At 71.2% G+C, this 13,205-nt stretch carries 11 protein-coding genes; 4 read left to right on the top strand and 7 right to left on the bottom strand.

The genetic code is table 11. The annotated features are described in order from the left end of the window. Positions 1–619: 619 nt before the first annotated feature. From rpsT to ABVN73_RS13165, 6 genes are all read right to left on the bottom strand, one after another. Complete coding sequence (gene rpsT / locus ABVN73_RS13190) at positions 620–880, bottom strand: 30S ribosomal protein S20 (RefSeq protein ID WP_014238814.1); 261 nt, start codon at positions 878–880, stop codon at positions 620–622. Between the two features lie 173 nt (positions 881–1,053). Further along, on the bottom strand, positions 1,054–1,830 hold the full coding sequence (locus tag ABVN73_RS13185; protein ID WP_114860347.1) for an enoyl-CoA hydratase: 777 nt from the start codon (positions 1,828–1,830) through the stop codon (positions 1,054–1,056). 77 nt (positions 1,831–1,907) lie between these two features. Beyond that, the gene (locus ABVN73_RS13180; protein WP_353858375.1) at positions 1,908–2,369 is read right to left on the bottom strand and encodes a hypothetical protein; all 462 of its coding nucleotides are present in this window, start codon (positions 2,367–2,369) and stop codon (positions 1,908–1,910) included. Positions 2,370–2,383: 14 nt separating this feature from the next. Beyond that, positions 2,384–3,226 (bottom strand): bifunctional DNA-formamidopyrimidine glycosylase/DNA-(apurinic or apyrimidinic site) lyase, encoded by an 843-nt coding sequence (gene mutM / locus ABVN73_RS13175; RefSeq protein WP_353858374.1) that lies wholly within the window; start codon positions 3,224–3,226, stop codon positions 2,384–2,386. 99 nt (positions 3,227–3,325) lie between these two features. Beyond that, positions 3,326–5,347, bottom strand: coding sequence for a tetratricopeptide repeat protein (locus tag ABVN73_RS13170; RefSeq protein WP_353858373.1), 2,022 nt, complete (start codon positions 5,345–5,347; stop codon positions 3,326–3,328). Between the two features lie 51 nt (positions 5,348–5,398). Then, positions 5,399–7,291, bottom strand: a complete 1,893-nt coding sequence (locus tag ABVN73_RS13165) for a tetratricopeptide repeat protein (protein WP_353858372.1) — start codon at positions 7,289–7,291, stop codon at positions 5,399–5,401. Positions 7,292–7,440: 149 nt separating this feature from the next. On the opposite strand from ABVN73_RS13165, the gene ABVN73_RS13160 reads away from it, so the two are divergent. From ABVN73_RS13160 to ABVN73_RS13150, 3 genes are all read left to right on the top strand, one after another. Next, positions 7,441–8,250 (top strand): class I SAM-dependent methyltransferase, encoded by an 810-nt coding sequence (locus ABVN73_RS13160; protein WP_353858371.1) that lies wholly within the window; start codon positions 7,441–7,443, stop codon positions 8,248–8,250. 4 nt (positions 8,251–8,254) lie between these two features. Beyond that, a complete protein-coding gene (ubiB, locus tag ABVN73_RS13155; RefSeq protein ID WP_353858370.1) occupies positions 8,255–9,796 on the top strand; it encodes a 2-polyprenylphenol 6-hydroxylase in 1,542 nt (513 codons plus the stop codon). Positions 9,797–9,917: 121 nt separating this feature from the next. Then, positions 9,918–10,646, top strand: coding sequence for a cytidylate kinase-like family protein (locus ABVN73_RS13150; RefSeq protein WP_353858369.1), 729 nt, complete (start codon positions 9,918–9,920; stop codon positions 10,644–10,646). Here ABVN73_RS13150 and ABVN73_RS13145 read toward each other — a convergent pair. Continuing rightward, a complete protein-coding gene (locus tag ABVN73_RS13145; RefSeq protein ID WP_353858368.1) occupies positions 10,601–12,409 on the bottom strand; it encodes an extracellular solute-binding protein in 1,809 nt (602 codons plus the stop codon). The two genes, ABVN73_RS13150 and ABVN73_RS13145, sit on opposite strands and share 46 nt — an antisense overlap. A gap of 150 nt (positions 12,410–12,559) precedes the next feature. On the opposite strand from ABVN73_RS13145, the gene ppa reads away from it, so the two are divergent. Then, positions 12,560–13,117 carry an inorganic diphosphatase gene (gene ppa / locus ABVN73_RS13140; protein WP_183177504.1) on the top strand — a complete coding sequence of 186 codons (558 nt, stop codon included), beginning with the start codon at positions 12,560–12,562 and terminating at the stop codon, positions 13,115–13,117. Positions 13,118–13,205: the final 88 nt, after the last annotated feature.

Genomic DNA, 13,205 nt, shown 5'->3' with positions numbered 1-13,205 from the left:
GCTTCCCCTACCCCGCTCCTTTCCCCCCGGACGGCCCCGCGCCGCAGAGGGCACCATCCCGCCCGACCGAACCCAGACCCCTTAACTTAGGCCCCGCGCCGTCAAAACGTTCCTCTCCTGAAGACTCCAACGGTGGATGCCTCCCAACTGGACGGCAGCACTATCCCTTCGGCGAAGTTGGACTCCGCCTTTGCCACGTCGAGTTTTAAGAAAAGCATCGCTCCAGGAGCAACGGGTCGAGTCGAGCTTCTTGAGCGTCCCGCAACCTTGCCCGCGGCTTTGAACGTCTCCGTCCCTCAGCGAATGGCGCGTGACGTCAAAGACGACACCGCTGCGTCATTCCCAACGGAAGGAAAGTCTAATCAGCCGCCCTCGCCGTGGCAATAGGACAGAAAGCGAACGGTCCGGACTGCGGCAAAAATCACGCAGCGTTTCCGAAACCCGCCCCTGTCTTCGCCAAAGACCAGGACCACCGGAGGCGACTCGCCGTCCTACAGCCGCGATCCCCTGCCCCACCGGACTACTGCCGGAGGATTCGGAAAGAACGGAGACTGTACTTATCAAAAACGCAAAAAGCCGCGCCCATACCTGGTGCGCGGCTTTATAACGCCGAGTAAACTCAGAGAGCCTTGATGCGGGCCGACAGGCGCGACAGCTTGCGCGACACGGTGTTCTTGTGGAGAACGCCCTTGGAGGCCCCACGCATCATTTCCGGCTGCGCGGCCTTGAAAGCCTCAGCGGCTTCAGCCTTGTTGCCGGACGAGATCGCCGTCTCGACCTTCTTCACGAAGGTGCGGATACGGCTGACGCGGTTACGGTTGATCTCCGTACGACGCGCGGTTTGACGAATGCGCTTTTCAGCAGACTTATGATTGGCCATGAAAACCCTACTCCGGACGACACGCCTGTCCCAGTGCGAGGGGGCCTTATACGCTCCAGCCGAATGGGAGTCAAGGCGCCGTCCAACACTGTTTTTCGGCAAAGGAAAGATTACGAGATCTTGACGGATTCCTGACCCTCCCCCGCTAGATACGGGGGAGGTGTCGGGGGATGTCAGCGATGCTTCCAATCGGGCTGACGCTTTTCGGCGAAGGCGGCCATGCCTTCCTTCTGGTCTTCGGTGGCGAAAGTGGAGTGGAAGATTCGGCGCTCCACCCGGATGCCTTCCGACATGGTCGTCTCGTAGGCGGCGTTGACGGCGTCCTTGGCCATCATGACGACCGGGCGCGAGAGCTTGGCGATCTTCTCGGCGACCTTCACCGCCTCGTCCACCAGCTCCGCCGCCGGCACGACGCGGCTGACGAGGCCGGCGCGCTCGGCCTCGGCGGCGTCCATCAGGCGGCCGGTCAGGCACATCTCCATGGCCTTGGACTTGCCGACGAAGCGGGTCAGGCGCTGCGTGCCGCCGGCGCCGGGGATGGTGCCGATGGTGATCTCCGGCTGGCCGAACTTGGCGGTGTCGGCGGCCAGGATGAAGTCGGCCATCATCGCCAGCTCGCAGCCGCCGCCCAGCGCGTAGCCGGCGACCGCGGCGATGGTCGGCTTGCGGCACTTGGCCAGCCGCTCCCACTTGGCGGTGATGAAGTTGGCCTTGTAGACGTCCATGTAGGAGAAGTTCTGCATCTCCTTGATGTCGGCGCCGGCGGCGAAGGCCTTCTCCGAACCCGTGACCACGATGGCGCCGACGGAGTCGTCGGCCTCCAGCGCGTCCAGCGCCTGGCCCAGCTCGGTCACCAGAAGGTCGGACAGCGCGTTCAGCGCCTTGGGCCGGTTCAGCGTGACGAGCCCGACCGGTCCGCGGGTTTCGACGAGAATGGTTTCGTACGGCATGATGCAGCAGGCTCCCGTGGTTTGCCCCCTCGCTCGGGGCGGAGGGCTTCTGGTTTGCTGTTGGTCTCTTTGGAGGATCAGCGCGGAATCAGCGAGAAGCGGACCACCGTGGCCGCCGCCTTCTGGACGGTGGCCCTCACGTCGGTGGCGGGGGCCGGCTCGACGAATTCCAGGCGCAGCTCCTCGCCCTCCCGCAGGAAGCTGGCGCTGCCGCCCGCCCGTTGCGGGGCGCGGCTCCAGCCGAGCTGCGGCATGGTCTGGTTGTAGAAGGACAGGACCGCGTTGCGGTCCATGGCGCCCGCCATGACGGACTGCGCGATGCGTCCGGCGGGCTTGTCGAAGACCAGCGGCGCCTCCTCGGCGGGGGCGAGGCCCGGCATGACCGGCACGTCCCCCATGCCTTCGACGTAACGGGCGGAGTCGGCCGCCCGGGCGGACGAGGTTGCGGACAAGGGAACCCCGGCCAGACCCGCAAGGGCGGGGCCGGCGAGGAGGAGGGCGGCGAGCGTCGCCCTCGCGGTGGCCGATGGAGCCGTCATACCTTCCACCTATATCAACGCTGGCGTTGCGGACAATAGAAAGTCGAACGGCCGGCCTGGACGATCCGGCGGATCCCCCCGGTCTTCGCGACGTCGCAGCTGCAGCCCGGGCAGGGCGCGCCCTCGCGGTCGTAGACCGAGAACTGGTGCTGGAAATAGCCGAGTTCCCCCGACGCCTGCCGGTAGTCGCGCAAGGACGATCCCCCCGCGGCGATGGCCCGCTCCAGCACCGCGCGGATGGCCGTGGCCAGCCGCTCGGCCTTGGCGCCGGTCACCGTGGCGGCGATGCGCGTGGGGCTGAGGCGGGCGAGGAATAGCGCCTCCGACACGTAGATGTTGCCGAGCCCGGCGACCACGCTCTGATCCAGCAGGGCGGCCTTGATGCTGGTCATCCGCCCGGCCAGCCGCGCGGCCAGCACCGGTCCGGAGAATTCGTTGCCCAGCGGCTCCGGCCCCAGCGCGCGCAGCAGCGGGTGCTCGGCGAGGGTCTCCGCCATGGCGAGGTCCATCAGGCCGAAGCGGCGGGCGTCGTTGAAGGTCACCACCGTCCCGGCGTCGGTCTCCAGCACGACATGGTCGTGGGTGCCCCAGGCGTCGGGGCGCTCCGGCGTGATGATCATGCGGCCCGACATGCCGAGATGGGCGATCAGCACCGTCCCGTCGTCGAGTTGGATCAGGATGTATTTGGCGCGGCGGCGCACCGACTCGACGCGGCGCCCGGTCAGCCGCTCGCAGAAGCCGGCCGGAAAGGGAACGCGCAGGTTGGCGCGGCGCTGGAGCACCTGGACCAGGGTCCGCCCCTCCAGATGCGGGGCGAGGCCGCGGCAGACGGTTTCGACTTCGGGAAGTTCGGGCATGATGGCAAGGAGGATGGTGGGAAGCGCCGGTTGACGCAAGGGGCACCTGTTGACGCTCATCGGGGAGCGGCCCCGTCGCGGCGGATGGGGACGGCGCCCTCAGCCCGGCGAACCGTCCACCAGCCTCCGCAAGGCCCGCGCCACCGCCTCCGCCGGGCCGGACCAGTCGCCGCTCCGGGTCTGGCGGAACAGGCGGGCGGTGGGGTACCAGGGGCTGTCGTCCCGCCCCATCAGCCAGCGCCAGTCCGGCGGGTCCGGAAGCACCACCCAGACCGGCACTCCCAGCGCCCCGGCCAGATGGGCCGGACCGGTGCAGGAGGAGATCACGAGGTCGAGGTTGGCCATGATCGCCGCGGTGTCGGCGACGTCGGCGATGTCCGGCCCCAGGTCGGTGAAGGAGGACGGCAGGTCCATCCCCTCCAGATCCTCCCGCCCAGGCCCCTTCTGCAGCGCGAAGAAACGCACGCCCGGCACCTCCAGCACCGGCCGCAGCCCGGCCAGCCGGGGCGAGCGCTGGGCGTCGCCGTGGAAGGACGGGTTGCCCGCCCAGACCAGCCCGACCCGCAGCCCCGGCCCCTCCGCCAGCCGCTCGCTCCAGGCGGCGGCGCGGCGCGGATCGGGGCGCAGATAGGGCACGCGGGCGGGGATCGCCTCCAGGCTCGGGCAGAACAGGCCGGCCAGGCTCATCAGCGGGATCTGGACGTCGGCGTCGGGCAGGCCGCCCACCCCCGGAAAATCGCGCGCCCGCGGGATCACCGTCACCCGCGCCGGGTCGGTGTTGCGCTCCAGCAGGGACAGCAGCGGTCCGTGCGCCTCCAGATAGACGCGCGCCGGTCCGGCCCGCAGAACCGCGTCGAGGAAGCGGACGAACTGGATGGTGTCGCCCAAACCCTGTTCGGCATGGACCAGGATGGTCCGCCCCGCCAGGTCCGAGCCGTCCCACAGCGGCTGGCGGAAAGGGCGGCGCTGCCCGGCCAGGGCCTCGCTCCGCCAGCGCCACTCGTATTCCGCCCAGCCGGCCGCGTAATCGCCCAGCCGCAGCAGCAGATGCGCCAGATTCCAATGGGCGACGACCAGCCGCGGCGCCGCGCGGAGCGCGCCGCGGAAGGCCTCCTCCGCCTCCCGCGGGCGGTCGAGATGCACCAGGGCATCGCCGCGGACGACCCAGGCCTCGCCCAGCTCCGGGGCCAGCCGCAGCGCCCGGTCGGCCAGCCGCAGCGCCTGCCCGTAGTCCTTGCTCTGGATGGTCAGCGCGCCGAGGTTGGACAGGGAGGGCGCGTGCGCCGGATCGCAGGCCAGCGCCGCGCGGGCCGCCGCCCGCGCCGCCGCCCGCCGTCCCTGGGCGGCCAGCGCCAGCCCCAGCTTGGCGTGGGCCTCCGCCTCCTGCGGGGCCAGGGCGCGCGCCCGGCGGGCCAGCCGTTCCGCCGCCGCCGCGTCACCCCCGTCGAGCCGGCCCAGCGACAGGTTCCACAGCGCCAGGGCCTCCGCCGGCAGGACGGCGAGAATCCCGCGCAGCAGCCGGGTGGCCTCCTCCGAACGCCCGTCGCGGTGGAGGGCGGCGGCGTGGGCGAAGAGGATCGGCACGCCGAACGCCTCGGCCACCGGGCGGGTGAGCCGCGCCACCGCCCGCCCGATCTCCCCGCGCTCCAGAAGCGCCCGCCCCTCCCGCTCCACCGCGCGATCGGCGAGGTAGCGCGCCTCCAGGCTGTCGGGCTGGAGCGCCAGGAGGCGTTCCAGCACCCGCAGCGACTCGGCGTGCCGCCCGACGCTGCGGCAGGCCAGGGCGAGTTGGAACAGCCCCGCCGCGTGGTCGGGCTGGAGCGCCAGCGTCATCCGCAGGGCGGCCACCGCGCCCTCCCCGTCCTCCAGGATCAGCCGGACGCGGGCGAGGTCGTAGCGCAGGGCCGGGCTGTCGGGAACCAGCCCGATGGCCCCGACGAACAGCGCCGCCGCCAGCTTCGGCCGGTCCGTCTGGCCGTAGAGCACGCCCAGCAGATGCAGCGCGGTCGCCTGATGGGGATCGGCGTCGAGGATGCGGCCATAGAGGATCTCGGCCTCGGCCAGACGGCCGGACTCGTGATGCTCGAAGGCGATGGCCAGGGCTTCCGCGATTGTCGCCATGAGTCCGCGTGTGTCCGCGCTGGATGATGAAGGGTGCGAAGGGTAGCAGACCTACGGAAAAAGCGCGCGCAGCCGCTCGGCCACGGCGTCCAGCGGCGCCCGCCAGTCCCCCGCCGCCGTCTGGCGGAACAGCCGGGCCGTTGGGTACCAGGGCGAGTCGTCCCGGCCGACCAGCCAGCGCCAGTCCGCCGCGTGCGCGAGCAGCACCCAGACCGGATGCCCCAGCGCGCCGGCGAGGTGGGCGGTCGCGTTGTCGATGGTGACGACGAGGTCGGTGGCGGCGATCTGCGCGGCCAACCCCTCCAGGTCGTCCTTGCGGTCCAGCCCGGGCGGCAGCGCGATGGCGACGCCGTCGGCCGCCAGCGCGGCCACCTCCGCCGTCCAGTCGCCGTACTGCAGGACGACCATGTCGGCGCCCGCCGCGTCGAGCCGGCGCGCCAGTTCGGCCAGCGGCACGTTGCGCAGGCGCCCCCATTTCGGGTTGGTGGTGTGCCAGGCGATGCCGACCAGGGGACGCCGGCCGGTCCGTCGAAGCGCCGGCGCCCGCGCCGGATCGGCGCTCAGGACCGGACGGAGCCGGCGGAAATCCTCCAGGGCGCGCAGAAGAAGGCGCGGCAGGCTGCCCGACGGGATCTGCGCGGCGATGTCCGGAGCCGACAGGCGCGGGTCGGGCACCACACCGCGCGCAACCACCTCCACCCCCGGCAGCGCGCGGGCGAACAGCGGCGCCAGCCGGGCGTCGCACTCCAGCAGACAGCCGGCCGAACCCCCGTTTGATGATTGCGTCTCATTCATTGACGATTGCGTCAACAAAGGAAGCAGCGTGGCGAACATCAGCTCGTCGCCCACCCCCTGCTCGCCCCAGACGAGCAGCCGCCCGCCGGCCAGCGGCTGCCCGCTCCACAGCGGCTGCGGGAAGCGCCCGGCGGTGCGGCACCAGGGCTCGGCGGTCCAGCGGTCCTCCCAGGCGTCCCAGCCCGCCGCGAAGCGCCCGAGCGCCAGCAGCGCCGCGGCCCGCGCCAGCCGCGCGTCGGCCAGGGCGGGATCGCGGGCGAGCGCCGCCTCCGCCTCGGCCAGAGCCGCCGCCGGGTCGCCGCAGAGCGCGTGGGCGTCGGCGAGGTTGTTGCGGATGGCCGCCGAGTCCGGCTGAAGCGCCGCCGCCCGCCGCAGGATGCTCCGGGCCTCCTCCGCATCGCCCTGCCCCTTGCGCACGTTGGCCCGGTTGTTCCACAGGGCGGCGTCGGCGGGGTTCAGCGCCAGACCGCGCTCGTAGGCGTGGCGGGCGGCGGGCAGCGCGCCGCGGTCCTTTCGCCGCGCGCCCAGCCGGTTCCACAGCACCGCCCGTTCCGGGTCGAGCCGCAGGGCGCGGCGCAGATCGGACTCCGCGGCGTCGGGCCGCAGGGCCAGCGCCCCGAGCAGGGCGGCGTCGTCCGGCGCCAGCAGCGCGGCGATCCGCCGCTGCGCCAGCGCCTCCTCCGGCCGGCCCAGCGCGTCCAGCGCCTCGGCGTGGTTGATGCGCGGATCGGCCAGTTCCGGCCGGAGGACGACGGCCGCGCGCAGGGCCTGTTCCGCCGGGGCCGGATCGCCGGCGGCCAGCCGGCGCAGCGCGAAGTTGTTGAGAAGGGCCACCCGTTCCGCATCGAGGGCGGCGGCGCGGGCCAGCGCCTCCGCCGCCGCGCCGAAGCGGCCCAGAGCCTCCAGCAAGCCGGCGTGGTTGGCGTGCAGGTCGGGCTGGCCTCCCTCCCCGGCTATGGCCTGTTCGACCAGGGCGCAGCCCTCCTCCAGCCGCCCGCGCTGGGCGAGGAGAAGGCCGCGCAGATGCAGGGCCGGCGGATGGCCGGGAACGGCGTCGAGGATTTGCCCGTAGACCGAGTCGGCCTCGGCGAAGCGCCCTTCCCGCTGGAGGTCGAAGGCGATCAGCAGGGCTTCCTGCAGCGTGGCCATGGTCCCCCCGTCACTCGCCCATCGTCCGCCCAGCGGCACGGTGGCGAAGGCGGGGCGCGGGGTCAAGCCCGCAAAAACCGCGCGCCGGGGGTGCGTCACGGCAACGCCCCGGCTGGCGCAAGCCCAGGTCGCGCGCTATGTTGCGCGCCATGACCGATCCGCGCACCCCCTCCGCCCCGTCCCAGCCCGCAGCTCCGGCCCAGGCCACCGGCGTGTCCGCCGGGGCCGAAGGGAACTGGTTCGGCTACCGCCCCGTCGACCCCGACGCCAAGTCCGGCCTCGTCCGCGCCGTCTTCGACAGCGTGGCCGGGCGCTACGACCTGATGAACGACCTGATGTCGGGCGGCATCCACCGGCTGTGGAAGGACACGCTGATGGAGATGGTCGCCCCGCGCGCCGACATGACGCTGCTCGACGTGGCGGGCGGCACCGGCGACATCGCCTTCCGCTTCCTGGAGCGCGGCGGCGGGCGGGCCGTGGTGTGCGACATCACCGAGTCGATGGTCCGCGTCGGGCGCGACCGCTCCTACGACCGGAACCTGCTGACCGGCGTGAACTGGACCGTCGGCGACGCCGAAAGGCTGCCCATCGCCTCCCGTTCGGTGGACGCCTATACGATTGCGTTCGGCCTGCGCAACGTCACGCGCATCGACGCCGCGCTTTCCGAGGCGCGCCGCGTGTTGAAGCCCAGCGGTAAGTTCTTCTGCCTGGAGTTCAGCCACGTGGTCCTTCCGGTCCTGCGCGAGATCTACGACGTCTATTCTTTCCAGGTCCTGCCGCGGCTCGGCCGCATGGTGGCCGGGGACGAGGACAGCTACCGCTATCTGGCGGAGAGCATCCGCCGCTTCCCCGAGCAGCAGGCGCTGGTCAAGCGCATCGAGGCGGCGGGGTTCGGCGCGGTGCGCGTGCGCAACCTGACGGGCGGCATCGCCGCCATCCATTCCGGCTGGCGGATCTGACCGGATGCTGTTCCGGACCGCCCGAAACATCGGCCGCCTCTTCGTGATCGGCCGCACGCTGGCGCGTTACAACGCGCTGCCGGAAACGCTGCCGCAGACCGCCCCCGGCTTCGCGCTGTTCTGGCGCTGGGTCGGCAACGCCAAGGAGCCGGGCCGCGTCGGCCAGCGGCTGGCCCGCGCGCTGGCCGACCTGGGGCCGACCTACATCAAGCTGGGGCAGCTGCTGTCCACCCGCTCCGACCTCGTCGGCGAGCGGATGGCGCTGGACCTGGCCGAGCTTCAGGACAAGCTGCCGCCCTTCCCGGGATCGCAGGCCCGCGCCATTGTCGAGGAGGAGCTGGGCGCGCCCATCGGCAAGCTGTTCCGCAGCTTCGACGAGACGCCGGTCGCCGCCGCCTCCATCGCGCAGGTGCATTTCGCCGTCACCGCCGACGGGCGGGAGGTCGCGGTGAAGGTGCTGCGGCCGGGCATCGAGAACGCCTTCGAGCGGGACATCGACCTGTTCTACTGGCTGGCCGAGCTGGCCGTCGTGGTCATGCCCAAGCTGAAGCGGCTGCGCCCGCGCGAGGTGGTGGACACCTTCGCCCGCACCTCCCGCCTGGAGATGGAGCTGCGGATGGAAGCCGCGGCGGCGTCGGAGCTGGGCGACAACTTCAAGGACGACCCCACCTTCAACGTGCCGGCCATCGACTGGGACCGCACGGCGCGCCGCGTCCTGACGCTGGAGCGCATCCGCGGCTTCAAGGTGGACGAGTCGGAAAAGCTCGACGCCGCCGGCTACGACCGCGACGAGATCCTGGCCAAGGCGTCGGCCAGCTTCTTCAACCAGGTGTTCCGCGACGGCTTCTTCCACGCCGACCTGCATCCCGGCAACCTGTTCGTGACCCAGGACGGCAACATCACCGCCGTCGATTTCGGCATCATGGGCCGGCTGGACCGGGCGACGCGGACCTACCTCGCCGACATGCTCATCGGCTTCCTGACCGGCGATTACCGCCGCGTCGCCGTGGTGCATTTCGAGGCGGGCTACGTCCCCCGCCACCAGTCGATCGAAGTCTTCACCCAGGCCTGCCGCGCCATCGGCGAGCCGCTGCAGAACAAGCCGCTGAGCGAGATTTCCGTCGGCCGCCTGCTCGCCCAGCTCTTCGCGGTGACCGAGCAGTTCGAGATGGAAACCCAGCCGCAGCTCCTTCTGCTCCAGAAGAGCATGCTGACGGCGGAGGGGGTGGGCCGCATCCTGAACCCGAACATCAACATGTGGGAGCTGGCGCGCCCGCTGATCGAGGACTGGATGCGCGAGAACCGCGGGCCGGAGGCCCAGATCCTCGACGATCTGGAAGCCACGGTGTCGACGATCCGCCGCCTGCCCCGTCTGGTGAACCAGGCCGAACGCGCCGCCGCCGAACTGGCCGACGGCGGCCTGCGCCTGCATCCCCATTCGATCAAGCACATGCTCGACCGCTGGGTGGAACGCCGGATCAGCGAGCGCATCGCCCTGTGGATCATCGTCGCCCTGCTGGCGGTCATCGCGGTCCGGGTGCTGTAGGGCCCATTTCGGCGGCGCGCGGAAGGGGTGCGGCGGCGTGCCCCTCCCCCTTGGGCGTTGTTGACCCCGCCGCCGCCCGGCCGGACACTGGAACCGTCGCAACCGCTTGCGGAGGGACGCCATGGCCCGCGACGACTTCCAGGCGCTTCTGACCTACGTCCGAACCGACCAGCTCCAGCCGCACCGGCCGCGCTCCGGCCCGCTGGAGTCCCCGCCCCCCGTCGTCACCATCGCCCGCGAACACGGCACCGGCGGTGAGGCGATCGCGGCGAAGCTCGCCGGGTCGCTGGGGGTGCCCTGCTTCGACAAGGAAATCCTCGACGCGGTGGTGGCCACGGCCACCTCCGATCCCGCGCTGATGCGCCAGCTCGACGAGAAGCTGCCGGGCCGGGCCGGGATGTTCCTCTACGCCAGCCTGATGGGGCTGCACGACCCGCTGACCGAGTATCAGCGGCTGCTGACCCGCGTGGTCAACGGCATCGCCTTCCGCGGCGGGGTGATCGTCGGGCGCGGGGCGCATCTGCTGCGCGGGGCGCCGCGCTTCCGCGTCCGCATCGTCGGCTCGGACGAGGTCTGCGCCGCGCGGCTGGCCGGCGGCGATCCCGCCAAGGTCGCCGACGCCCTGCACGAGGTGCAGCGGGTCAACGCCGCCCGCGCTAAGTATTTCAAGGAGTTCTTCAAGATTTCCAACGGCGATCCGCTGCAGTACGACCTGATCGTCAACACCGACCGCTTCACCGATCTGGATGCCGTCACGGACCTGATCCTGCACGCCTACCGGATCCATGGCGGGCACGCCGAGACTCATCCGCCCTCCCCGATCCACCAGGACTCGACCAGCGGGCCGTAGAGGGGCGTCGCCTCCGGGCGCTTCAGCCGCGACCAGCGGGCCATGCGGTCGGCCGGGCTGTGGAACAGCGGCACCATGTAGTGGCCCCACAGCAGCACCCGGTCGAGCGCGCGGACGCGGGCCACGAGGTCGGCGCGCGTCCGCGCCTCGGCGATGGAGCCGGCGATGGCGTCCACCACCGGGTCGCGGATTCCGGGGTAATTGCGGCTGCCCGGCTGGTCCGCCGCCTCGGAGCCGTAATAGTAGAGCTGCTCGTTGCCCGGCGAGAGGGTGGAAATCCACCAGCGCAGGGTCATGTCGAAATCGAAACGGTCCAGCCGCGCCTGATACTGGGCGTTGTCCACCGTGCGCACCGTGGCGGCGATGCCCAGCCGCTCCAGCGAGCGCGCGTATTCCAGCGCCACCCGCTCGTCCGCCGGGTTGCCCAGCAGGATCTCGAAGGCAAAAGGACGCCCCGCCCCGTCGGTCAGCCGCCCGCCGCTCACCCGCCAGCCGGCCTCCGCCAGCAGGCGCAGCGCCTCGCGCCGATTGTCCCGCGCCCCTGCCGGGCCGCTGCCGTCGGTGCGCGGCAGCGTGAAGGGCTCGGTGAACAGCCCCGGCGGCAGGCGGTCGCGGAAGGGCTCCAGCACCGCCATCTCCTCCGGCCCCGGCAGGCCCTCCGCCGCCAGTTCGGAGTTCGGGTAGTAGCTGGCGGTGCGGACCAGGGCGCCATGGAACAGGGTCTTGCCGATCCAGGCGAAATCGGTGGCGAGGCCGAGCGCCCGCCGCACCCGGATGTCCTGGAACGGGGGACGCCGCGTGTTGAAGATCAGGCCGCGGGCGAACTCCGGACGGCGGTGCGGCAACTCCTCCAGCACGATCCGCCCCGCGCGCAGCGCCGGGCCGTCATAGCCGGTGGCCCATTTGGCGGGATCGGATTCGCGCCGCACGTCGCCCTGCCCGGCCAAAAAGGCCTCCAAAGCCACCGAGTCGTCGCGGTAATAGGTGAAATCCAGCGTGTCGGCGTTGAACAGCCCGCGCCGCGACGGCAGGTCCCGCCCCCAATAGTCGACCACCCGCTCGTAGACGATGCGCCGCCCGGCCTCCGCCTGTTTGACCCGGTAGGGGCCGCTGCCCAGCGGCGGGTCGAGCGTCGTCGCGGCGAAGTCCCGGCCCGCCCACCACGCCTTGGCGTGGATCGGCATCAGCCCCATCAGCAGCGGCATCTCGCGGTCGAACCGCCCGTCCGGGCCGGGGGCGAAGGCGAAGCGGATGGTGCGCGCGTCCGGCGCCTCGGCCCCCGCCACCTTGGCGTAATATTGGCGGCGGTTCGGCGTGCCATGGGCGCGCTGGACCTCCAGCGAGAACAGCACGTCGGCGGCGGTCACCGGTGTCCCGTCGTGCCAGCGCGCGGCGGGGTTCAGGTGGAAGGTGGCGGTGCTCCGGTCCTCCGGCACCTCCAGGCCCTCGGCCAGCAGGCCGTAGAGCGAGAACGGCTCGTCCCACGAGCGGGTCATCATCGTTTCGAAGACGAAACCAAGCCCCAGGGCGGGCACCCCCTTGACCACATGGGGGTTCAGCGTGTCGAAGCCGCCGGTCACCGCCTGGCGCAGCGCGCCGCCCTTCGGCGCGTCGGGGTTGACGTAGGCGAAATGCGCGAAATCCGGCGGATAGGCGGGCTCCCCATGCATGGCGATGGCGTGGGAAGGCCCTGGCGGCGGTTCGGCCCGCGCCGCAAGGGAAAAAAAGGCGAGACAGAGCAGCGCAAGACGGATGAGGAGCATGGCGAAGGCTCGTCCCTTTGCCGCACCTGCGCAAGAGCGCTTTGACTTATGGCCGCATCTGCCTAAAACTCCGCGCGCGCGGCGCCGGGAGCTTTGGCCCGCGTCCACAACCAAGCGCAACCCGCTTTTGCAGTCGAAGGATGGTTTTCCATGGATCTCAGCAAGGTTCCGGTCGGCAAGAACGCCCCGTGGGACGTGAACGTGGTCATCGAGATCCCGTTGCGCGGCGAGCCGGTGAAGTACGAGATCGACAAGGAGTCGGGCGCGATGTTCGTCGACCGCTTCCTGCACACCGCCATGTACTACCCCTGCAACTACGGCTTCATCCCGCACACCCTGTCGGGTGACGGCGATCCGGTGGACGTCTGCGTGGTCGGCCGTCATTCGGTCATCCCGGGCGCCGTCCTGCGCTCGCGCCCGATCGGCGTGCTGTTCATGGAGGACGAGGGCGGCGAGGACGAGAAGTTGCTGGCCGTTCCGGTCGACAAGCTGCACCCGTTCTACAGCAACGTGAAGTCCTACAAGGACCTGCCGGAGATCACCACCGAGCAGATCGCCCACTTCTTCCAGCACTACAAGGATCTGGAAAAGGGCAAGTGGGTGAAGATCCTGCGCTGGGGCGACGAGCAGGAAGCCGCCAGGAAGATCCAGGAAGGCATGGAGCGCGCCGCCGCCGCCACCAAGGGCCAGCCCGGCCCGGTGGTCTGACGCGCCTCTCGACTGGACGGGTTGCAAGGGCCGGCTCCGCAGCGCGGGGCCGGTCCTGCAACGCGGACCGGTCCCGCTCCTCGTCTTC

This window comes from Azospirillum formosense, assembly GCF_040500525.1.
In the GTDB taxonomy this organism is placed as follows: domain Bacteria; phylum Pseudomonadota; class Alphaproteobacteria; order Azospirillales; family Azospirillaceae; genus Azospirillum; species Azospirillum formosense_A.
Note: the sequence above shows the minus strand (reverse complement) of the source record. Positions and strands in the feature narration are given on the sequence as shown.